This window comes from Hydrosulfovibrio ferrireducens, assembly GCF_046883345.1.
GTDB classification, from domain to species: Bacteria; Desulfobacterota; Desulfobulbia; order Desulfobulbales; family Desulfurivibrionaceae; genus Thiovibrio; species Thiovibrio ferrireducens.
In genome coordinates, this window is sequence record NZ_JALKCW010000025.1 from 1 (window position 1) to 22,018 (window position 22,018).

21 protein-coding genes are annotated in these 22,018 nt (G+C 58.1%); 15 read left to right on the plus strand and 6 right to left on the minus strand.

The genetic code is table 11. From position 1 onward, the window contains the following. The 6 genes from MWR57_RS12155 to MWR57_RS12180 all read left to right on the plus strand — a co-directional run. Nucleotides 1–1,074: ice-binding family protein (locus MWR57_RS12155; RefSeq protein WP_423125091.1), on the plus strand; the 1,074-nt coding region annotated here is incomplete at its 5' end. Nucleotides 1,075–1,313: 239 nt separating this feature from the next. Next, nucleotides 1,314–1,469: a hypothetical protein gene (locus MWR57_RS12160; RefSeq protein ID WP_423125092.1), complete on the plus strand. Its 156-nt coding sequence runs from the start codon at nt 1,314–1,316 to the stop codon at nt 1,467–1,469. Nucleotides 1,470–1,635: 166 nt separating this feature from the next. Beyond that, entirely contained in the window at nt 1,636–1,791 is a 156-nt protein-coding gene (locus tag MWR57_RS12165) for a DUF3309 family protein (protein WP_423125093.1), read from the plus strand. A gap of 110 nt (nt 1,792–1,901) precedes the next feature. Then, a complete protein-coding gene (locus tag MWR57_RS12170; RefSeq protein ID WP_423125094.1) occupies nt 1,902–2,093 on the plus strand; it encodes a Thivi_2564 family membrane protein in 192 nt (63 codons plus the stop codon). A gap of 86 nt (nt 2,094–2,179) precedes the next feature. Continuing rightward, the gene (locus MWR57_RS12175; protein WP_423125095.1) at nt 2,180–2,476 is read left to right on the plus strand and encodes an ElaB/YgaM/YqjD family protein; all 297 of its coding nucleotides are present in this window, start codon (nt 2,180–2,182) and stop codon (nt 2,474–2,476) included. 252 nt (nt 2,477–2,728) lie between these two features. Further along, nucleotides 2,729–4,066 (plus strand): diguanylate cyclase domain-containing protein, encoded by a 1,338-nt coding sequence (locus MWR57_RS12180; protein WP_423125096.1) that lies wholly within the window; start codon nt 2,729–2,731, stop codon nt 4,064–4,066. A gap of 131 nt (nt 4,067–4,197) precedes the next feature. On the opposite strand, the gene dusB is transcribed toward MWR57_RS12180, so the two are convergent. After that, on the minus strand, nt 4,198–5,157 hold the full coding sequence (dusB, locus tag MWR57_RS12185; protein WP_423125097.1) for a tRNA dihydrouridine synthase DusB: 960 nt from the start codon (nt 5,155–5,157) through the stop codon (nt 4,198–4,200). A gap of 272 nt (nt 5,158–5,429) precedes the next feature. Here dusB and MWR57_RS12190 point away from each other — a divergent pair, with 272 nt between their 5' ends. The 5 genes from MWR57_RS12190 to MWR57_RS12210 all read left to right on the plus strand — a co-directional run bounded on the left by MWR57_RS12190 (nt 5,430) and on the right by MWR57_RS12210 (nt 9,434). Beyond that, nucleotides 5,430–5,831 (plus strand): hypothetical protein, encoded by a 402-nt coding sequence (locus tag MWR57_RS12190; protein ID WP_423125098.1) that lies wholly within the window; start codon nt 5,430–5,432, stop codon nt 5,829–5,831. Nucleotides 5,832–6,041: 210 nt separating this feature from the next. Then, nucleotides 6,042–7,544: a methyl-accepting chemotaxis protein gene (locus MWR57_RS12195; protein WP_423125099.1), complete on the plus strand. Its 1,503-nt coding sequence runs from the start codon at nt 6,042–6,044 to the stop codon at nt 7,542–7,544. Nucleotides 7,545–7,700: 156 nt separating this feature from the next. Beyond that, the gene (glk, locus tag MWR57_RS12200; protein ID WP_423125100.1) at nt 7,701–8,711 is read left to right on the plus strand and encodes a glucokinase; all 1,011 of its coding nucleotides are present in this window, start codon (nt 7,701–7,703) and stop codon (nt 8,709–8,711) included. 4 nt (nt 8,712–8,715) lie between these two features. Further along, entirely contained in the window at nt 8,716–8,916 is a 201-nt protein-coding gene (locus MWR57_RS12205) for a hypothetical protein (protein WP_423125101.1), read from the plus strand. Between the two features lie 74 nt (nt 8,917–8,990). Further along, on the plus strand, nt 8,991–9,434 hold the full coding sequence (locus MWR57_RS12210; protein ID WP_423125102.1) for a hypothetical protein: 444 nt from the start codon (nt 8,991–8,993) through the stop codon (nt 9,432–9,434). A gap of 27 nt (nt 9,435–9,461) precedes the next feature. Here the strand turns inward: MWR57_RS12210 and MWR57_RS12215 are convergent, their stop codons facing one another. The 4 genes from MWR57_RS12215 to MWR57_RS12230 all read right to left on the minus strand — a co-directional run bounded on the left by MWR57_RS12215 (nt 9,462) and on the right by MWR57_RS12230 (nt 15,550). Then, nucleotides 9,462–10,256 (minus strand): substrate-binding periplasmic protein, encoded by a 795-nt coding sequence (locus MWR57_RS12215; protein ID WP_423125103.1) that lies wholly within the window; start codon nt 10,254–10,256, stop codon nt 9,462–9,464. A 15-nt stretch (nt 10,257–10,271) separates the two neighbouring features. Next, nucleotides 10,272–11,477 (minus strand): acetate/propionate family kinase, encoded by a 1,206-nt coding sequence (locus MWR57_RS12220; protein ID WP_423125104.1) that lies wholly within the window; start codon nt 11,475–11,477, stop codon nt 10,272–10,274. Nucleotides 11,478–11,642: 165 nt separating this feature from the next. Further along, the gene (gene pta / locus MWR57_RS12225; RefSeq protein WP_423125105.1) at nt 11,643–13,739 is read right to left on the minus strand and encodes a phosphate acetyltransferase; all 2,097 of its coding nucleotides are present in this window, start codon (nt 13,737–13,739) and stop codon (nt 11,643–11,645) included. 188 nt (nt 13,740–13,927) lie between these two features. Next, nucleotides 13,928–15,550, minus strand: coding sequence for a class I SAM-dependent RNA methyltransferase (locus tag MWR57_RS12230; protein ID WP_423125106.1), 1,623 nt, complete (start codon nt 15,548–15,550; stop codon nt 13,928–13,930). Between the two features lie 289 nt (nt 15,551–15,839). Between MWR57_RS12230 and MWR57_RS12235 the strand changes: the two genes are divergently transcribed. Together MWR57_RS12235 and MWR57_RS12240 are read left to right on the plus strand one after the other, a co-directional pair. Further along, the gene (locus tag MWR57_RS12235) at nt 15,840–17,426 is read left to right on the plus strand and encodes a peptide chain release factor 3 (RefSeq protein WP_423125107.1); all 1,587 of its coding nucleotides are present in this window, start codon (nt 15,840–15,842) and stop codon (nt 17,424–17,426) included. Between the two features lie 253 nt (nt 17,427–17,679). Then, nucleotides 17,680–18,393, plus strand: coding sequence for a PilZ domain-containing protein (locus MWR57_RS12240; RefSeq protein ID WP_423125108.1), 714 nt, complete (start codon nt 17,680–17,682; stop codon nt 18,391–18,393). 2 nt (nt 18,394–18,395) lie between these two features. On the opposite strand, the gene MWR57_RS12245 is transcribed toward MWR57_RS12240, so the two are convergent. After that, entirely contained in the window at nt 18,396–20,024 is a 1,629-nt protein-coding gene (locus tag MWR57_RS12245; protein WP_423125109.1) for an ABC-F family ATP-binding cassette domain-containing protein, read from the minus strand. Nucleotides 20,025–20,326: 302 nt separating this feature from the next. On the opposite strand from MWR57_RS12245, the gene MWR57_RS12250 reads away from it, so the two are divergent. Together MWR57_RS12250 and MWR57_RS12255 are read left to right on the plus strand one after the other, a co-directional pair. Then, on the plus strand, nt 20,327–21,028 hold the full coding sequence (locus tag MWR57_RS12250) for a hypothetical protein (protein ID WP_423125110.1): 702 nt from the start codon (nt 20,327–20,329) through the stop codon (nt 21,026–21,028). Between the two features lie 58 nt (nt 21,029–21,086). Next, the gene (locus MWR57_RS12255; protein WP_423125111.1) at nt 21,087–22,013 is read left to right on the plus strand and encodes a substrate-binding domain-containing protein; all 927 of its coding nucleotides are present in this window, start codon (nt 21,087–21,089) and stop codon (nt 22,011–22,013) included. The last annotated feature ends 5 nt before the right edge of the window (nt 22,014–22,018 follow it).

The window sequence follows — 22,018 nt, forward strand, 5'->3', positions numbered from 1 at the left end:
GATCAGGTCTTCCGGCTTTTTGTAATCGGCAATCAGTTGGTCAAGCACTTCTTTGGAAATGGCCATATCTCTCTCCTTGGTTGGGGGCGAACTTTTCTACCCCCGGAATGGCCATTTACACAATCCTTTTTACACCCTCAACAAATGAGTAGAACGCGTAGGTTTACCAAGTTTACCGCACAGCTCGCCGCTATGGTTTTTTTCGGCGCGCTTTTTGCCGCGGTGCCGTTTCACACGGCAATGGCGCAAACAGTGCCTGATCTGGATACGGCAGATAGCTTCGCGGTGTTGGGCGGCACGGCGGTAACCCTTACCAACTCCACTGTTATGGGAGACGTGGGTTCTCCCGGCGCGGTCACTGTAACCACGAGCACGGTTCTCGGGACGGTTTTCCCGGCTGGCGACCCTATCGCCGTTGCGGCTTACGAGGACTTCCTCATTGCCTACGACACACTCGCCCTTGAACTGTGCGAGTTTACTTTGACGGGCGACCTTGCGGGCCTGGTGCTTGCGCCCGGTGTCTATTGTGTCGGGGGCGCGTCCACGACAACAAACGGGACACTGACCCTCGATGCCCAGGGCGACCCGAATGCGGTCTGGATTTTCAAAATCGGAACCTTGGGGAGCGGCGCACTGACAGGCACCGGCTTCACAGTGGCGATGGCTAACGGTGGCCAACCATGCAATGTGTATTGGTGGGTCGCCGACGCCGTGACCATGTCGGCTTCGAACCTCAAAGGGACTGTTCTTGCTGGGGCGGCCAGCACCTTCACCGGCGGAAGCCTGATCGGGCAAGTCTTTGCCAAAGCCGGAGTGACAATGACCGGCACCGATGTCTTCGGTTGCAGCACCCTCGTACCTCCGGTGATAGATGAAAATTTCTGCAAGAAATACTGCCATAAATACTGCAAGGATAATGAGAAGAAGCACAAGAAGCCTTGCAACCAGGGCGTGGGCAACGGGTCAGAGGATTGTGACCCTGGCCGCTCGAACCAGGGTAATCAAAGCCGGTCGAATGACGAACGAGGCGGGATTCCTGGGGACCCGGGCCGCAAGGGCGGAAACGGTAAGTAAGGGTGCAGTCGCAAGAACTCAGAACAGGATAAACCGCGCTGCAGCACTGACAGGGCATAACATGACAAGAACATGAGGAACCGTGGGTTCTCGGAGACCCATTCTCCGGGAACCTTTTTTCCCCGCTGCCGCAGAAGGAAGAAGCCTATACAGGCTGGGGCACAGGCGGCAGTTTAATGACGGAAAAGATCGATGTCATCGCAACATTTCGCAACCCGGGACCCACTCGGAGAAATATCATGAAATCCAGCACCAAGAACCAGACGGAAGGCAGGTTGCACAAAGTGAAGGGCATGATTAAATCCCCGGCTAAATGCTTTTTTGAAGGAAATTATTACTGCTGCCATGTGCATCAGAGCCTCGTAGATTTTGATGAGTATTTCTTGTCAGCCTGATCGCGACTTACGGATTCTTGAGCCAGAGGGGAGTTGGTAATGGAATCTTGTCTCTGTTCTGACAGCGTTGAGTGATGCGGACCATTTTTTCGTACCCGGTAAGACTGGCTCTGAAGCGGAGGTAACAATTTGGCCGTTGGCTTGTCCAATAAAAAGGAGGAACATTATGCTTGGAACGATTTTGCTCGTTGTTTTGATTCTGATGCTGGTGGGTGCAATGCCCAGGTGGCCTCACAGCCGAGAGTGGGGTTACTATCCGAGCGGTGGGATTGGCTTGATCCTTTTGATTTTGCTCATCCTGATGTTGCTGGGGCGGTTTTAGAGAACCGCAGCGCCTGATGTCGCTTGCAGAAGAGTGTTCAGACGCTTTTTGAAAGCGGATCGCTGAGGGTTTTTGTTTCCAAAAGCACAAAAAAGGAGGGGTGTGAACTCATGCCGTTAATTCAAGTGGTCGTGGTCCTGGTCGTGGTTGGTGTTATTCTGTGGCTCATCAACCGATTTATCCCAATGGCGAGATCCATAAAGTCGATTCTGAATGCCGTTGTGATCATTGCCGTGGTTTTGTGGCTCCTGAACGTTTTTGGGATTTCCAGTTACCTCTCCACTATCCGCGTGGGGAGGTGAGCGCCGGCTTTTCAGGAGGGAAAATTTCTGCAACTGATCCACAGCCCGAGAGCAAAGCAAAATTTAACCTGATGAGGATGTGCGATATGGCAACCACACACAAAAACTACAAACCAATGAGTCAGGAAATGCACTACATCATCGACCATGCCCATGCGCTTGTGGAGGCTACTTCCGGCGAACTCGACGACCGGATCAGCTCAGCCAGAACCGCACTGAAGAAACGCCTGGAAGCAGTCCGGGGCGAGTACGGCGATCTTGAAGCCCAATTCCTGGACAAGGTCCAGACCGCTGACGAGTTCATTCATGTAAAGCCATATTATGCCATCGGTGGCACTTTCATCGCTGGCCTGCTCCTGGGCTGGTTCATGTCCAGGAAATAGCGTGGGCGCCTGCCGCTGATCATTTTTGGCAGCTCTGGATTGTTGGTCGGTTCGGTGAGATAGCGGCCCAAATCCTTCGGAATCGCTTGGAACTCCTGGTTTTGGAAATGCCTGAGGCCAAGACCCGTTGAGTTCCGGCGCTGCTCCTGGCCTGTCTGGGAGTGATCTTCCCCCGTATTCGTGCTCCTGTGAAAAATGTACGAATCCTCTTTTGCCGCAATGATCATATCAACAAGAAGTGAGAGGGAGTTCATGGTCAGCGGAAAGCGCACGACACGATCCGGGGAATTCGCCGAGAGCATCATCAATACCGTACGCGAGCCGTTAGTTGTCCTGGATCAAGACCTCCGGGTGGTCTCGGCCAGCCGTTCGTTCTATAAGGTTTTCAAGGTAAAGCCCGAAGAGACCGTGGGGCAGCTTATCTATGACCTGGGCAACAAACAGTGGGATATCCCCAAGCTGCGCGAACTCCTGGAAACCATCCTTCCCCAAAAGACAACCTTTGACGACTATGAGGTTGAACACGTTTTTTCCGCCATCGGCAGGCGCATAATGCTTTTGAATGCCCGGCAAATTCAGCGAGGAAAGGGGGAGGAGCGGATCATCCTCCTTGCCATTGAGGACATCACCGCGCGGAAGAAGATAGAAGCCGGTCTGGAAAAGACCCGGAAAAAACTGGCCATCATTAAGGAAAAAGCAGATGAAGCCAGTGAATTCGCCGAGAGCATCATCAACACCGTGCGCGAGCCGTTAGTTGCCCTGGATCAAGACCTCAGGGTGGTCTCGGCCAGCCGTTCGTTCTATAAGGTTTTCAAGGTAAAGCCCGAAGAGACCGTGGGGCAGCTTATCTATGACCTGGGCAACAAACAGTGGGATATCCCCAAGCTGCGCGAACTCCTGGAAACCATCCTTCCCGAAAGGACGACCTTTGACGACTATGAGGTTGAACATGTTTTTTCCACCATCGGCAGGCGCATAATGCTTTTGAATGCCCGGCAAATTAAACGAGAAAAGGGCAAGAAGCGGGTCATCCTTCTTGCCATTGAGGACATCACGACCCAGAAAGAACTGGAGCGGGAGATTCTGAGTCTCGCCTATCATGACCATCTGACCGGCCTGCCGAATCGCATGCTTGTTATCGACCGTTTTAATATGGCGATGAGCCAGGCCGACAGAAACGGAATGAAGGTGGCCCTCATGATGCTCGACCTTGATAAATTCAAAGAGGTCAATGATACCCTCGGCCATCATGTCGGGGATAAGTTGCTGCAAGCTGTTGCGAAAAAAATGACGGAAATCCTTCGGAAAGGGGACACCGTTGGCCGTTTCGGCGGGGATGAATTCGTTTTTGTGCTTTCCGACCAAAAAAACGACCAGAATGGACTGCGGGTTGCCAAAAAAATTATCGATGTTTTCCGGAACGCCTTTGTTCTTGAGGGACACTCGTTACGTATCACCAGCAGTATCGGGATCTCCCTCTATCCAGATCATGGTGCGGATATCGACACCATTCTCAAGAAAGCCGACAGCGCCATGTATCAGGCCAAGCAAGCGGGCCGAAATCAATACTCTCTCTATAGTCAGGCCTGAAGAAGTCGGTCCTCGCGGGTAGACACCAGCTCCGCCACACTCCACCAAATCATCACGCTTGTAAAAGGCGGTGCCGTAATACATGGCTTGAGTCCATGGCTGTTTTCGTGCAATCGCATCCCCGCAGCGCTTCAGGCAGAGGGTTGTAATACCCGTTCGGCCAGGGTGTGGACCAAGGCCTTCAGCGCAGGGTAGGTGGTGGTGGCGTCGATCTGTCTGCGGATGGCTCCGCCATTGGTTGTGCCGCGAAAGTATTTCCAGGCGTGGTTTCTGATTTTAGAGAGATTCGGTTCCGGGGCAAGGTGGATCTCGGCCAGTTCAAGATGGCGCAACAGGGCTCTGATTCTGTAGGCCATGGAAGGATGCTGGTTCACGGCGCCGGAAAAGATCCAAGGCGCGCCCAGGGCGGCCCGGCCGATCATCACGCCGGCGCAGCCGATTTTTTGAAGCAGGGCCACCCCCTGCTCATGGGAGGTGATGTCGCCGTTGGCAAAAACCGGGATGGCAACGCTTTTCATGACTTGGCGTATGACCTCGTGGTCAATGGGGCCGGTGAATCCGTCGCTCCAGGTGCGGGCATGGATGGCAATGGCGTGCGCGCCGGCGCCTTCCGCTATTTTGGCAATCTCCGGGGCGGTAATGGTGTGCTGGTTCCAGCCCGAGCGTATCTTGACGCTTACCGGTTTTTTTGCGTTTTTGCAGACGGCGGTGATGATCTGTGCCGCAAGGCGCGGGTTTTTCATCAAAGCGGCTCCGGCGCCTGTCTGGACGACTTTTTCCATGGGGCAACCCATGTTGATGTCGATTCCGGCAATGGGGTGTTCGCTCAGGATCGCCGCGGCTTCTCCCATGGCGGCGGGATCGCTGCCGTAAAGCTGCATGACCACCGGTTGTTCCGCGGCGTTGGTGAGGAGCAGCTCCAGGCAGTCGCGGTTCTGCGACACCAGGCCATGGCAGTCGATCATCTCGGAATAGCAAAGACCTGCCCCATATTCTTTGCAGAGCAGACGGAAGGGCAGGTCGGTGGCGCCGGCCATGGGCGCGAGAACGAAAGGGGTTGTACTGGGGATTGCCCCAAGGGAATAGGTCATCGTAGGCTCGTTGTGTCGAACGGTTTTGTAAAATGAAAGAACAGGGAAGATGGAGGGCAGCGTGAGCGGAATGCCGCCGTCCCGTACGAGACTGAGAATTGTGTGACAGGCCGGCGCGGAAGAGGATGCGATAAACCGAACCCCCTTGCCGGGTTCGGGGGGGTTGGCTACGGGGTCTGTATTGGCGGGCAAGGCGCCGACTGCCGCAGGGGTCGTACTATATCTGGCTTTAGCGGGAAGTGCAAACAGCAAAAAACAGGGGCGGGCAGAAAATGACGTTGGCTTTCCGGACGCTTTGCTCTGCGCAAAAAAAAGAAGATCGACTTCGCGGGAAAGTCGATCTTCTTTTAAGGAGAAAGGAGATAAGAGTTGTTTTACTGATCTTGTGTAAAAGCAACAAGCATGCCACTGTTTTGTTTTTTGTTTTTTTATCGATTTTTGCTGGATTCATGGGGCTTTCCGGGGGATCAAGCAAGGAAGCGAAAGAAGGGGAAAGTACAAATTTTTTAACACTTGTAACGGGGGCAAAGGAGCTGTTTTTTATTTTATGCAGTTGTTTCGCTCGATTATATGGGGCTGTTTTTTTTGTACCAGCATGTGGAGGGAGTTTTTTTGGCGTGAGGACTGAAATTTGGGCAAGGGGAACAACTGTCCGAGGCGAGGGCTCGGTGTAGTATAAAAAATTATACTTAAGCAATGCCTTCCGTGTCTTCCAACAAAAAGGCTGCCGCGCCCCTTTTTTGTTGGTGGTTTGACCACCGCTGTTTCCGACAACCAACGGAAAATACTTGGGAAAAATATGTGGTAAAAAAAGCAAGAGTATACGATATAATACACAGATCAGTTGCGATGGAGTTAACGAAAGACGCATGAAAGGGGGCGTTATGAGAGAGTGGTTTGAAAACTTGAGTCTGCGGATAAAACTTTTTCTTCTGGTCGGTTTTGTCGCGTTGTCCATGGTGTCCAGCGTCGTGATCGCCCAGTTCATTATCCACAGGGTGCAGATCGGCGGGGATATGTACACCGGCATCGAACTCAAGATGGACTACATCGACAAGGTCGCCCGGATTCGTCTCAACCTCAATCTCCTCAACAGCATCCTCAAGGGCCAGATCATGGAGTACGATCCGGAAAGCCTGAGCGGCCTGAAAACCACCTCCGCCAAGTTTAACGAGGCAATTGAGGAAATGCGGGAAAGCATTACCAAGCCCGCCGGTAAAAAAATGTACTGCGGATCGTGCCATGCCGTGGAACAGGCTCCGGCAACCGTAGCCTCCTATGACGAACTGGCCGCCTCCTGGCCGGTGATGGACGAAATCATCAAAACAAAGATCCTGCCTTCCCTGGAAAACGGGGATGAGGCCACCGCCTTGGAAGCCTTTGACGGGGAGTTTTTTGAGAAATATTACAGCCTGATGCAAAGCACCAAGGCTGCGGTTGACGAGCTTCGCGGCGGCCAGGAGATCACCAAGGAAAAGGCCATGGCCGAGGTGAAGATGTTCGGGATGTTCTTTATCGTTGGCGGGGCTATCTCTCTTGTGGTCGTTGGCCTGTTCGCCTTTTTTGTCGTACAGATGCTTGTCCGGTCCATCAATACCATTGTCCGTGATCTGGACGAGAGCGCCGACCGTATTTCCGAGGAGGCTCAGGCCACGGCCAGCACCTCTCAAACGGTGGCGGAAATGGCTTCGGAGATGGCGGCCTCCCTTGAGGAAACCAGCGCCTCCCTTGAAGAGATCACGGCCATGGTGCAGCAGAATGACACCAACTCCGCCGAGGCCAACTCTTCGATGAAGCAGAATGAGGCGATTGGCTCCAGGGCCAACGTCAATGTGGCGGCCATGCAGCTCTCCATGCAGAACATCAAAAAGGACAGTGACGCAATCGCTTCAATCATTCGGGAGATCGAGGCGATCGCCTTCCAGACCAATCTTCTCGCCTTGAATGCGGCGGTGGAAGCCGCCAGGGCCGGGGAGCAGGGCGCGGGTTTTGCCGTGGTTGCCGATGAGGTGCGCAATCTTGCCCAGCGTACCGCTCAATCGGCAAGAAACTCCAGCGACCTGATTGAACGGGCCATCGGCAATGTCAATGACGGGTTGCAAAAGGTGAACGAGGTGGTGGCGGAATCCAAGGATGTGGTGGACGGCTCGCGGAAGGTGGCGATTCTGGTGGAAGAGATCTCCACCGCCTCCCATGAGCAGACCCAGGGGGTTCTCCAGATCAACAAGGCCGTGACCGAGATGGACACCGGGACCCAGCAGATGGCGGCCAATGCCGAGGAACTGGCCGCAGCCTCCGAGGCGGTTACCTCCCAAACTCTGATGCTTCGCGACAATATCGGGCATCTGACCCGGCTGGTTGAAGGGGGGAAGGCTTCCGACAGGTAGAGGAGGCGGGCGCTTGCCTTGTCCGGCAAGGCCCTGGGTTTGAGTTTTTTGCAAGAGGCCGCACCCGATATGGGTACGGCCTCTTCTGTTAGGGCGGAGCCGTATCGCAGGCCGGCCCTGGCCGCAACAGGGGCTGCACCGTGCCCAGGAGGGGGAATGGCGTATTTTCTTGCAGGAGATCTTGGCGGGACAAAAACTATCCTGGCAATGTATGCCGCCACGGACGACGGGTATGTCCTGCTCAGGGAACAGCGTTTTGCCAACAGCGCGTATGGGGATTTTTCCGAAATAGTCGCTGCGTTTCTGCACGGCTCCGAACAGCATCCCCAGGCGGCCGCCTTTGGCGTTGCCGGTCCGGTTGTAAGCGGCCAGCGGGTCAGGATGACCAATCTGGGCTGGCTCATTGATCCGGAACTCTTGCGGGAGCAGTTCCGGCTTGCCGAAGTTATCGTGCTGAACGATCTGGTGGCGGTGGCCGAAGCGGTGACAATTTTACCGCCGGAAGACCTGCTGGTAATCAATGGCGGGACGGTGGATCCCCACGGCAGCGTGGCGGTCCTTGCCCCTGGGACAGGGCTTGGCGAGGCCTATCTCTGCTGGAATGGCGCAGGGTACACCGCCCATCCCTCCGAAGGAGGGCATGTCGATTTTGCGCCGACCTCGGAGATGGAAGAGGGCTTGCTTTCCTTTTTGCGGGCGGAACACGGCCATGTAAGCTATGAGCTGATCTGTTCCGGAAAAGGGATGCCGAATATCTATCGTTACCTGACCCAGGGGGCAGGGATGCAGGTGCCCCGGGACTTTCAAGAAGCGCTGGCTGGCGCCGCGGACATGACCCCGGTTCTCGTGGCCCAGGCCCAGGAAAAAGGCGGGGAGGCGGCGCGTCTGACCCTGGAGATTTTTTTCGCTGTCCTGGCGGCCGAGGCCGGGAACATGGCCCTCAAGTTCCTCTGTTCCGGGGGGCTCTATTTGGGTGGCGGCATGCTGCCCAGGCTTCTTCCCGTCTTTGATCAGTTGCAATTCATGAAGCGGTTCACCGGCAAAGGGCGGATGGCCGGGATTCTCTCGTCCATTCCGGTCAAGCTGATCATGACGGACAGGGCGGCTCTCAATGGTGTTGCCCTGAGCGCTTTCAGGGCACTGCGGAAACACAATCCACACAGGTAAAAACATGTCTTTACGGGATCTGGCTCGGGAACTGTACCGGACGCAGCAGCAGGTTGAACGGCTGGAAAAGCTTCTGCTTTCGGCCGCGCCGGAGGAGCAGGCGGCGATCCAGCTCGAGCTTCAGGATGCGCGGGCTGAACGGTTGCAGTTCCAGAAGATGATCGATGGCCGCAAGGATTCTTCCCCCCTGCCGAGAAGGTTCTGAAAACAGGGTCTGGTTGGGCGGTGGCTATTTGAGCCTTCGGAAAAAAATACGACAAAGAAGAAAAGGGGCGTGGTATGTGCGTTGATGTGCGAAAAACCTGTGAGTGCGGTGCCGCAATCGTCCAGTTTCATCTCCGCGACAACCTGTTGCACTCGGGGGTGATCCAGCGGGTCTTTTGCCCGAATTGCCCCGGAGATGTCGGGTTTGATGCGCGTTCCATGCTCAACGACAACGGCTGGGTGGTTGAGTACGACATGATCCTCGCCACCATGCTGCTCACGGCGAAATTGCAGGTGGAGCCGGAGGCGGTTTGCCCGGAATTTCTTTTTGACCGGGGTTATGCCTGCTGGCTGGAGATGTATCCCGGCGAACGGGAGGAGATCCGGGAAGAGAAGGAAAAGATCATGGCCCTCCTGCGGGAGGACCAGCGCCACTATCTGCAGGCCATCCAGAGCTGGAATATCCAGCGGATCGCGCGCCTTAAGGGCGCCGGGTGGCGCAAGGCCCAGCAAGCTTGAAGATGCGGCCGACTCGGGCGCCAGGCTTCATTTGGGCAGCCACTTCTTGAGAAGCCGCTGGAGGGTGCCGTCATCTTTCCAGCTCTCCAGGGCGGAGTTCACCGCCTTGAGCAAGGCCGGATCAGCGCGGTGGACCGCCCAGGCAAGTTCTTCGCTGGTCAAACGGGTCTTGAGCAGGATCAGCCCTTCACCGCCGTATTGGGCGGCATAGGCCCCGAGGACCGGTTCATCGTCGATGAAAAGATCGATGCGCTTGTCACGGAGGGCTTGCACCGCGGCATCGGGCGAGGAGAAAAAAAACGGTTCCGCTGTCGGGCAATAGCGCTGAACAAAGACATCCCCGGTGGTGCCCTTTTCCACCCCGATGGCATCGCGGGTGGCGAGAATTTCTTGGGCGGAGGGGAATTTCCCTTCGGCGTCCTTGGTGGTCAGGGCCATCTGGCTGATGGTGAGGTATGGTTCGCTGAAGGCCACCCGGAGCTTGCGCATCTCGGTGATGGACATGGCGGACATGATAATGTCAACCTCCTTGCGTTCCAGGGCGGGGATCTGCTCTCCCCATTCCAGCTCGACAAACTGGAGTCTGCTGTGCAGCCGTTGGGCAAGCAGCGCGGCGGCGTCGGCTTCAAACCCGGAAATCAGGCCGGTTTCAGGGGATTTGTGGATGAGGCAGGGATAATTCGGTGTGACTCCCACCCGCAGCACCCCATTTTCCCAGGAGGAGCGGACGCTTTTTTCATTAAGGCTGCAGGCGGCCAGGCTCAGCAGCAGGCAGCCGCACAGCAGGGAGATGATCGTTTTTGGCAGTGTTTCGGTAAACATGATGTGCGCTCCTGACTAGTCAGCCTCCAGACAGGCGACGGTCTGTTCGGCAATCTCCAATTCTTCGTTGGTGGGGATAACCAGGATTTTCACCCGGCCCGTTCCGCTTTCCAGAGCGGAACACCCTTCTTGGTGTCCGAGGTTTTTCCCATTATTCATCGCAAGTCCCAGATGGTCAAGACCTTCGCAGCATCCTGCCCGGATAAAATCGGCGTGTTCCCCGATGCCGCCGGTGAAGATCAGTCCGTCTAGCCCCCCCAGCACCGCATGGTAGGCGCCGATGTATTTTTTGATCCGGTAACAGTACATGGCAATGGCAAGCCGTGCTTCCGGATCGCCTCCTGCCGCAAGCTCACCCACCGAACGCATGTCGTTGACCCCGCAAATCCCCTTGAGGCCGCTCTCCTTGTTGAGGATCGATTCGATCTCTTCGCAGGAAAGCTGTGTTTCCCGCGCCAGATAAAAGATGATCGCCGGGTCGAGATCCCCGCAACGGGTCCCCATGATCAGCCCTTCAAGGGGGGTGAGGCCCATGGAGGTGTCGATGCATTTCCCCTGTTGGATGGCGGCGGCGCTGGCTCCGTTGCCCAGATGCAGGCTGATCAGATTGAGGGTTTCCAGCGGTTTGTGTAAAAACTCCGCCGCCTTTTTCGCCACATAGCGGTGCGAGGTGCCGTGGAAACCGTAGCGCCGGACCTGATGCGCCTCGTAGAGCCTTTTGGGGATGGCGTAGCGGTAGGCGTGTGGCGGAATGGTTTGGTGGAAGGCGGTATCGAACACCGCGACCTGGGGCACTGCGGGAGCGCTCTCCATGGCCACCTCCATGCCGAGGAGGTTGGCCGGATTGTGCAGCGGCGCCAGGGGGATCAAGGACCGGATCGCGGCCAGCACCTCGGGGGTAACCCGGGTGGGTTCCTTGAATTGTTCGCCGCCATGCACGACCCGGTGACCGATGCCCTTGAGTTCTCCGGTGTCGGTCAGCGCTCCGGTTTCCCGCAGGACCGAGGCGATGAGCTGAAATCCCTGGCGGTGATCGGGAACCGGGAGAGTCCGGACCGTTTTCGCCATCTCGATCTGGCCCGTTCTCAGAGAATGGCTGAGGTGACTGCCCGGTTCGCCGATCTGTTCGATGCTTCCACCGGCCAGCACCGATTCGTCCCGCATGTCGAACAACTGGTATTTGATGGAAGAGCTGCCGGAGTTGAGCACCAGAACCTTCATGGATTATTCCTCGGTAACTATTCAGCTAAAACCCAAAAACAGACTGAAACATTCCAACCAACAGTCAGTAACTGTGGCGCAGTGCCGCAGATGCGCGAAAGAGGCCGGCGAAGTGTGCTAGTGCACACGAGCCGACCGATGACAAAGCAGATGCGGTGCTGCGCCTCAGTTACGGGCGGCCTGGGCCTGGATGGCGGTGATCGCCACAGTGTTGACGATGTCCGGCACGGTGCAGCCCCGGCTCAGGTCGTTGACCGGCTTGTTCAGCCCTTGAAGCACCGGGCCGATGGCCACGGCGTTGGCCGAACGCTGCACCGCCTTGTACAGGTTGTTGCCGGTGTTGAGGTCCGGGAAGATGAACACCGTGGCCTTGCCCGCCACCTGGCTCTCCGGCAGCTTGGTTTTGGCGACCCCGGCGTCCACGGCGGCGTCGTACTGGATCGGGCCTTCGATCTTGAGATCCGGCCGGAGTTCTTTCGCGATCCTGGTCGCTTCGCGCACCTTGTCCACGTCGGCGCCCGTGCCCGAGGTGCCGGTGGCATACGAGCACATGGCGACCAGGGGTTCAATGCCGTAAAGCTTGGCGGTTTCGGCCGAGCTTATGGCTATCTCCGCCAACTGCTGGGCGTTGGGGTCGGGGTTCACCGCGCAGTCGCCGTAGACCAGAACCCGATCGGCCAGGCACATCAGAAAGACGCTGGAAACAATGGAAACCCCCGGCTGGGTGCGGATGATCTGCAGGGCCGGGCGGATGGTGTCGCCGGTGGTGTGCACCGCTCCGGAGACCATGCCGTCGGCCAAGCCCTTGTGGATCATCATGGTGCCGAAGTAGTTGACGTCGGCCACCGTGTCAAAGGCGCCCTTTTCGGTAATCCCCTTGTGTTTGCGAAGCTGGAAGTAGGTTTGGGCAAACTCCTTGCGCAGGGGGGAGGTGGCCGGATCGATCATTTCGATGCCGGTAAGGTCAAGGCCGAGGTTGCTGGCCGTGCCTTTGATCTCGGCGGGGTTGCCCAGCAGGGTGATCTCCGCCACGCCGCGCCGGATAAGCATTTCACTGGCCCGCAGGATCCGCTCTTCCGCGCCTTCGGGCAGGACGATGTGCTGCCGGTGTTTCTGGGCCATCTCCACCAGATTGTATTCGAACATGATCGGGGTGACCCGCGTCGATCTCACAAGGGAGATGCGGCTTTCCAGCTCCGGCAGGTTGACGTGCGTTTCAAAAAGCCCCAGGGCGGTGGCGATCTTGCGGTCGTTTTCCGGGGTGAGCATGGGGGGCACCCCGCTGGCGTTTATGGCCGTGGTAAAGGTGTCGGTCCGCACGCTGACGATGGGCACGGTCACTTTGTAGCTCAAGCCCTCAAGAAGCAGGGTGATCTGGGCGTCCGGCACAAAGCCGCCCGAGAGCAACAGTCCGGCAATGCTCGGGTAGGTGCTGGAAAAGTTGGCGGCCAGGCTGCCGAGGATGATGTCCGAGCGGTCGCCCGGCGCGATGATCAGGTCGCCTTCCACCAGATGGTCGAGGAAATGGGGCAGATTCATGGCCGCCACCTTGAAGTCCGTCACCCCCCGGTTCATCTCCTCCGGGTCTCCCATGATGACCCTGGCGTCCAGGGCCCGGGCGATCTCCCCCACCGTGGGTTTGCCGAGAAACGGCTCTTCCGGCAGGATATAGACCGGCCCGCATTCCGTGGCGCATTCCGTAAGTTTTTCCCGCACCGTCTCCATGAGAAAAGGATCAACCCGGTTGACCATGCTGGCCAGGATGGTGCAGCCCTTCTTGAGAAAGGATTCCTGGGCCACGTGCAGGGCGTCGAGGATATCCTCCGGGGATTTGTTATGGCAGTTTAAAAGCAGCAGGATGGGGCTGCCCAGGTTGTTGACCACCTCGGCGTTGAATTCGAACTCAAACGGCAGGGAGAGGCCGCTGAAATCGGTGCCTTCGCAGAGGATGAAATCGCATTTGCTTTCCAGATGCTTGTACTTGTCGAGAATGGCCTTGAGAATCTCATCGGTGCGCCCCTCGGCGGAAAGATGCTGGGCCTCGTCGTGGGACAGGGCGAACATCTCGTCGTAGGCGAATTGCAAGCGGTAGCGGGTTTTGATCAATTGCAGGTTGTTGTCCGCCACGTGATGCGAGGGGATGATCGGGCGAAAGTAGCCGACCCTGCGCAGACGGCGGGAGAGCAGCTCCATGATGCCCAAAGCGACCACGGATTTGCCGCTCTGGGGCCCGATTGCCACGATATACACGCTTTGCGCCATGGGATACCTCGAACTGTCCAGCAGCACCATATCTGCTTTGTCATCGGCCTGCTCGTGTGCAATAGCACACTTCGCAGACCTCTTCCGCGCATCTGCGGCACTGCTGAACAGTTACATTTCGTGGGTTATGTTCTTTTTTTGCTCCGAGCTGGATAGCCACTGTGGGGGTTAGTAGTGCTATTTTTTGGTCATGCCTTTGGTTCCAAAAGAATCAGGATCTCAAGATTGGCCGAGCCCGGGAACATGTCCAGGGGGGCGATGCGCCGCGCCTGATAGCCGCTGGCCTGCCATTCCCTGAGGGAGGGGGGGATCTGGTCCACCCCGCAGAAGATATGGAGCACTTTTTTTGGTTTCCTGCGGGCCAGGGCGGCAATCACCCCCGGCAACGTGCCTTGGCGGGGCGGGTCGAGGAGGATTACTTCGCCCGGGGCTGGCGGCGGCAGGGTTTTTTCCAGGTAGCCGACGGTGATCCGGTGGGCGAGAAACTTGGTCTGGCCCCCCCTTTTCTGGTTCAAGCGGCTGTTGGCCTCGGCGGCCCGGATGGAGGGGCCTTCGCCATCAACGGCCAGCACCTGCCGGTAGGCGGGGGCGAGGAAATGGCTGAACAACCCGTAGCCGCAGTACAGGTCGAGCAACGACTGGTCCGGGGTGGGGGCCAGCAGCTCCCGGGCCCGGGCCAGCATGGTTTCCACCATGGATTCGTTGATCTGGGAAAATGAGGTGGGATGAAACTGATAGCGGCAGCCGTGGTAAGAGGCCCCCAACTGGTCCGGGCCGAAAAGCTTCTTGAAGTGCAGGGTCTCGGCCGGGCGTTTGCTTTCCAGATAATAGTCGGACTGGCTGGGGTCAAGATAGACAAAGGCCGCGGAGACCGCGACGGGAAGCTTCTGGAGATGGGCGGCCAGGAGTTTCATCTTGCGGACCAGCGGCCCGTTCATGAGATCCACATTGAAGATCACCGCCTGCTCGGTGTAGCCGCCGCGGATGATGAGATAGTTGAGATGCCCGGCGATCAGCCGAAAGGCCGGCTCGCTCAGTTTCTGCTGGAGAAAGCGGTAGATAACCTCATGCTCCTTGGGCTCCAGGGGCGAGGCGGTGAAATACTGGCGGTTTTTGGGCAGGGCAGCCTTGTCTCCCAAGAGCAGATACAGGGTCGAGCCGTGGAGGAAGCCCTTGCGTTTTGAGGTGGTGCGGTAGCCGCGGGCCTTGGGGGAGCGGAGCACCTGTTCCGGCAGGCCGGGCAGCCGGTGCTGTTTCCAGAAGGCCAGCAAGCCTTGGTCCTTGACCTGAAGCTCCACGGAATAATCGAGATGGGCCAATGGAGAGCTGTGCAGGATGGTTTGGGTGTCCGGAGCAGTCGCATGGGGAATGAGCGGCTTGAGAAAACTGGCAAAGGAGCGGTCGGTGGGCAAGGCCGGGGCCCAAAAAGATTCCTCTTCGGAGATTTCCGGCTGCGATTTTTTTGGGGCGGCTGAGGCACGGCCCCGTGGAGAAGCTGCCGCAGGCCTGCGGGTCTTCCTCCCGAAGGGCTTTTCCGGCGAGGCTTTTCTGTTGGCGTGCGAAGGGCGGCCGGATGCCCTGGCAGGGGTCCGGGATGGTTCCTCTTCGAAATTCTCCGCATGTGTTTTCTTGAAGCCGGTAAAGGCGCGGCCGCGAGGGGAAGCAGTGGCGGTCCGGTCCTCTTTTTTGCCGAAGGGCGTATCCGGTGATGATTTTTTCCTGCGGGGGGAAGGGCGATCGGTTGCCGCTCCCTTGGCCTGGTCACCGGCGAAGCTTGGTTTGCGGGTTGGTTTTTTTTTGCTTACGGACAAGGGATCACCACGAAGAAAGAAAGGGAGAAAATAAAAAAAGTATACACGCCAGCCGGTGATGCATAAAGCAAATTCGTCCCATGCCCATGGGGGACAAGGGAAACAGTGTGGATTGGCCCTCGGCTGCGGTTGCGTTGGGTGGGGTCGGCAGGAAGGATCATACGTCGTGCCGGCTCGATGGAACTTGCTGACAAACTGCGTTTTTTGGAGTATATACGCTGTTCCGTTTTCTATTCCTGGTGAACGATTACGGATTCCGGCCCGGAACGCAGAGAGGAAACAGGATCAGATGAGCAGTATACTGGAAAAAGAAATCAAGCGGCGCCGTACCTTCGGCATCATCAGCCATCCCGATGCGGGCAAGACCACCCTCACCGAAAAGCTCTTGCTCTTTGGCGGCGCCATCCAGATGGCCGGGGCGGTCAAATCCCGCAAGACCGACAACCACGCGGTCAGCGACTGGATGAGTATCGAAAAGGAACGCGGCATCTCGGTGACCACCTCGGTGATGCAGTTCGACTACCGGGATTTCGAGGTCAACTTGCTCGATACCCCGGGCCATAAGGACTTTTCCGAGGACACCTACCGGGTGCTCACCGCAGTGGACAGCGCGCTCATGGTCATCGACAGCGCCAAGGGGGTCGAGGCCCAGACCGAGAAGCTCATGGAGATCTGCCGGATGCGCAATACGCCGGTGATCACCTTCATCAACAAGCTGGACCGCGAGGGCCGCGAGCCCCTGGATATCTTGAGCGAGATCGAGGAGAAGCTGCAGATCGAATGCACCCCGCTCTCCTGGCCCATCGGCATGGGCAAGAGCTTCAAGGGCGTCTACAACATCATGCGCCAGGAGCTGAATCTCTTCACCCCCAGCAAGGACCGGCGGCCCCAGGACGGGATCGTGGTCAAGGACTTGAACGATCCGCTCCTGGACCAGATGCTGGGCAGTCAGGCGGAGAGACTCCGCGAGGATCTCGAACTTTTGGCCGGGGCGGCCAGCCCCTTTGACCATGCCGAATACCTCAAGGCCAGCCAGTCCCCGGTGTTTTTCGGCAGCGCCGTCAATAACTTCGGGGTGCGCGAGCTGCTGGACGCCTTTGTCGAGCTGGCCCCGCCGCCCGGCCCCCGCGCCACCACCACCCGCATGGTTTCTCCGGACGAAGAAGCCTTTTCCGGCTTCACCTTTAAGATCCAGGCCAACATGAACCCGGCCCACCGCGACCGGATCGCCTTTTTCCGCATCTGCTCGGGCAAGTTCACCCGGGGGATGAAGGTCATGCACCACCGGCTGGGCAAGGAGGTCGCCCTGGCCAACGCCACCATCTTCATGGCCCAGGATCGCACCAACGTGGAGGAAGCGTGGCCCGGCGACATCATCGGCATCCACAACCATGGGACCATCAAGATCGGCGATACCTTTTCCGACAAGGAACCCCTCAAGTTCACCGGCATCCCCAACTTTGCGCCCGAGCATTTCCGGCGGGTATTGATCAAAAATCCGCTCAAGATCAAGCAGTTGAACAAGGGGTTGGTGCAGTTGGCCGAAGAAGGGGCAGTGCAGCTTTTCCGGCCGCTGATGGGCAGCGATTACATCCTGGGCGCGGTGGGCGTGCTGCAGTTCGAGGTGACCATGGCCCGTTTGAAGGCGGAATACGGGGTGGATGCGGTGTACGAGCAGGTGAGCTACGCCACGGCCCGCTGGATCGACTGCGAGGACCGCAAGAAGCTCGATGAGTTCAGGAGTAAGAATCAGGCCCATCTGGCCCTGGACGCAGAGGGGCATCTGGCCTATCTGGCGGAAAGCGAGTGGCGGCTGGGCAGGGTGGCGGAGCTGTTTCCGGAGATCGTCTTCCGAAAGACCCGCGAGCACAGTTGAACGGGGCATGAGAAAGCCCCGATGAGGCTTCGCCGCTGCGCAGTTGTGGGGAACTGTAAGTGGGTGAAAAGCGGCCATCGGGGCGTGCTTGTATTGTCGGCGAAAGCAGCAGGAAAAAGCAAGCGAAAAAAAGGATTTTCGCTCCCGGATGACAGGGTGGTGTTGACCGGGCATGGCAAAGCTTGGTATCGTGAACACCGTGTCCGTTCAGTTTTTTTTGAGAGAGCTTGAGCTGCGGGGAGTTGTATACGGAATGGAAGAGGCTGAGGTCGAGATTGTTAGGAATGCGGGGGCGGTCAGCCGGATCTTCGAGCAGATGCTTGAGCGGCGCAAAACCCTGAGCATTGTCCAGCACGGGCATCGCAGCGATGCCTGGGTCGTTAAGGTCTCTCCCACCCGTCTGATCCTGGCCAAGCGGGATAAGGGTTCGAAGTTCACTCCCGGGGGGGTGGAATTCCAGTTCCGCTGCGTCATCGGGCGCAATATCATCGGCAAGGGCATGATCTTCCGGATCAAGGATGAGTACCTGGAGCTTGCGCTTCCGGCGGAGGTTACGATTATCCAGCGGCGACATGCCTACCGGGTTGTCCCCACCGCCGAGAGCATCGCTATCTTCCAGACCGCAGCAAAATGGCTTCTTGCCGGCCGGATTGAAGATTTGAGCGCCACCGGGATTCGTCTGTGCCTGCCCCAGGCCACACCGGTTGTGGTCCCCAGCGATATCCAGGCCATCTGCCTCCAGCTCAACCATGCGGCGCCGGCAAACGAATTCGGAGCGCCGGCAACGGTGGTCAGACAGTTGGTCAAACTCAAGACCGCGACCATTGCCAGAAAGGCCGACACCGGAGCAACGAAGTTCGCGAGTTATGGCATCCACTTCACCCCGACCCCTCACGAGGAACGGCAACTGGCTCAGATCATCCTCAATTTCGAACGGGCCGCCCGGTTGAAAGGGCTGACCGCTTAGGTTCAGGCAGGCAGGTGCCCGGACTTGCGCAGGTAGTATTCGTAATCTCCCCCGTAGGACCGCATCTCCCCGTGATCCACCTCCATGACCCGGTTGACCAGCGAGCGGAGAAAATGCCGGTCATGGCTGACCAGCACCACGGTGCCGGTGAATTTCTGCAGCGCTCCCAGCAAGATCTCCCGCGATTGGATGTCCAGATGGTTGGTGGGCTCGTCCAGGATCAGGAAATTAAGCGGCCGGGCCAGCATGGTGGCCAGCACCACCCGGCTTTTTTCCCCGCCGGACAGCAGCTTGATCTGTTTGTCCACCGTGTCGCCCGTAAAGAGAAAAGCGGCGCAGAGGTTGCGGATGGTGCCGATGTTGGCCTGGGGCAGGGCGTCCTGCACGGTGTCGAAGACAGTTCGCTCCGGAACCAGCACATCCATGGCATGTTGGGAAAAATAGCCGAGGCCGACGTTGGCCCCGATGGTGACAGTGCCCGAGGTGGGCTCGGTCTGCCCGGCCAGTACCTTCAAGAAGGTTGATTTGCCCGCGCCGTTGACCCCGACCACCGCCACCTTTTCTCCCCGCTGGATCACCCCGGAGATGCCGGAAAACACCGGCCTTTCCCCGCCATCGTCCCGCGGCCAGCTCTTGGCCAGATTCTCCATGCGCACCACGTCGTCGCCGCTGCGGGGCGGCTCACCAAATTCGAAGCTGATCACCCGCTGTTCCGGGGGCAGCTCGATGCGTTCGATCTTGTCCAGCTTTTTGATCCGGGACTGCACCTGGGAGGCGTGGGAGGCGCGGGCCGCGAAGCGGGCGATGAAATCCTCCTCCTTGGCCATCATTTCCTGCTGGCGGCGGAAGCTGGCGGCCAACTGTTCCCGCCGGATCTCCCGCTCGCGCAAGTAAAAATCGTAATTGCCGCTGTAGGTGGTGATGGTGCAGTTGGCCACCTCGATGATCCTGGAAACCAGCCGGTTCATGAAGTCGCGGTCATGGCAGGTCATGAGCACCGCGCCCTTGAACTCCTTGGCCAGCCACTCCTCCAGCCAGACGATGGACTCCACGTCCAGATGGTTGGTGGGCTCATCGAGCAGCAGAACATCGGGGTTCATGGTCAGGATGCGGGCCAGGGCGATGCGCATCTTCCAGCCGCCGCTGAACGATTCCACCGGCCGGTTGAAATCCTCCGGCCCGATGCCCAGCCCGGTGAGCACCGCTTGAGCCCGGGATTCCAGGTCGTAGCCGCCGCGATGCTCGAATTCCTCCATGGCATCGCCGTATCGCTCCAGCAACGCGGCCATGGCCTCGTCCTCCATGGGCTGGGCCATGGCTGCTTCCATCTCCTTAAGCTCCTCGCCCAAGCGCACCACCTCGCCCACCGCGGCCATGGTTTCCTCCAGGGCCGAACGGCCGGACATCTCGCCCACCTCCTGGGAAAAATAGCCGATCACCGTTTTCTTGGCGCAGGAGATTTCGCCCTTGTCCGGTTCTTCCTCGCCGGTGATCAAGCGGAAGATGGTGGACTTGCCCGCGCCGTTGGGGCCGACAAGGCCGGTGCGCACGCCGGGGAGGATCTGAAAGCTGGCATTGGCGAAAAGAATTTGGGAGCCATGCTGTTTGCTGATGTTGGTGAGGTGTATCATCGTTTAACTCGCAAGAAGGGAAAAGGAAGCAGGTCCGTGATATAGACTCGAAGAGTTGCAGCAGCGAAGCGGCAACAGTTGTAATCGCGGCTTGTGGCGATTTCAACAATCATGATGTAGGGTATCTCCACGAAAAAACGGCATTTATAGCATGGCGGACAAGGGGGCGCAACCCTATTCTGCCGCAACCCTCAAGTCCGGAATCCCCAGCATTGTCAAGGGTGGGTGGGTCTGCTATGATGCGCGAAGGATCCGGGCGCAGCGCCCTGAGAGCAATCAGAGAAGAAAATAATGGAGTTCCCATGCAGCAAGGCACACTCCGGCTGGCCGGAAAAATCTTTGTTATGGTCCTGTGTGTTTCCGGCTGCGCCCACCACGAATCTGTGGCAGATCTTCCCGAGGGCCGGGAAACGGCGCGGGAGACAAGGGTTTCTGCTGCCGCCCCAACCCAGAGCAGTCTCCCCCGGGTCCCGCCACGCGAGCCGCTCCCTGAGCAGGATTCCGGGCCGGAGGAATTCATCGCCTCCCTAGTGAGCCGGGGGCGTGCTACCCCGGAGTGCTTTCAGTTGCGGCCCGGAAACGGAGGTGGCAAACAGGCAAAGGCGCGACGCTGCGAGCCCCAGAGCCTCCCCTTTGCCCGTTGCCGGAGCGGGATCGACAGTTGCCGCCTGGGCCACGAAAACGGCCCCCTCACCTGGTTTGCCTGTGAAAAAGCACGCGGCAACACCTCGCTTACTCCCCGGTCCGGCAGTATCCTTATCCTTGCTGCCAATACCCGGCGCAAGATGCCCACCGGGCATGTCGCCTATGTCGAGCAGGCGAGTCCTCAAGGCGGTACGGTCTACCGGCTTGTTTTTAGCCACACCAACTACGATCGCCGCTGCAGCCTGGAAACCAACATCGAGGCCACCTACGACAGCGCGGCCCGTACCCTGGACATCCACGGCGGCGCCTGGCAGGCCTGGGGAAAAGGGCTGCCAGTGGCCGGATTTATTCTGGAATGATCTGCGGCAGGTTTTTTTTTGATGAAAAAACCATAAACCCAGTGTGATATATTTTGTCATGACCGTGTTCACGCAAAGAAAGTCTGGCTGTGTCTGGCGCAAGGCCATGTGTCTGGGGCTTCTTTTTTTTCTGCTGATCGGCTGCGAAGGTGGGAAGCAGGAAAAGGTGGAGCAGGATCGCCTGGTCCGGCTGGACAACCTCCAACAGCTCCCGGCGGGGCAAATCGAGCCGGATTCGCAAGCGCTGCGGATCGGGGTGGGGGCCATTCTTTCTCCCCAGGGCACGGCGCTTTCCTACCAGCCGCTCATCGATTATCTGGGTCGCAAGATGGGCAAACCGGCAATCTTGGTGCAGCGCAAAACCTACCAGGAGCTGAACGATCTGCTGGCCAGAAACGTGGTGGATCTCGGCTTCATCTGCACCGGGGCTTATGTCGAAGGCGCCCGGAAAGAGGCGATGTCGCTGCTGGTTGTCCCGCGGATCAACGGCAAGACCACCTATCGAGCCTTTGTCATCGTGCCTGCCGCTTCCCCGGTACGGGAATTTCCCGACCTGCGCGGCAAGGTGTTTGCTTTTACCGATCCGCTTTCCAATACCGGCTATCTCTACCCCCTCTCCCTGTTGCAGGGCATGGGGCAGCAGCCGGAAACCTTTTTCGGTCGGACGATTTTCACTTACAGCCACGACCGTTCCATGGCTGCGGTGATGGAAGGCATCGCGGATGGCGCTTCGGTGGACAGTCTGGTCTATGAATTCGCCAGCAGGCGCAACCCGGAAATTGCCAGGCAGACCAAGGTGATCTGGGAATCGCGCGATTTCGGCATCCCCCCGGTGGTGGTGCCGCGCAGCATTTCCCAGGAAAAGAAAGCCTTGTTGAAGGAGCTGCTTCTCGGCCTGCACCATGATGTGGAAGGTGAAAAAGCCCTGGCCGTGCTTGGGGTGGAACGTTTCGTGGAGCCCGCGCCAGGGTTGTATGGATTCTAAGGAGA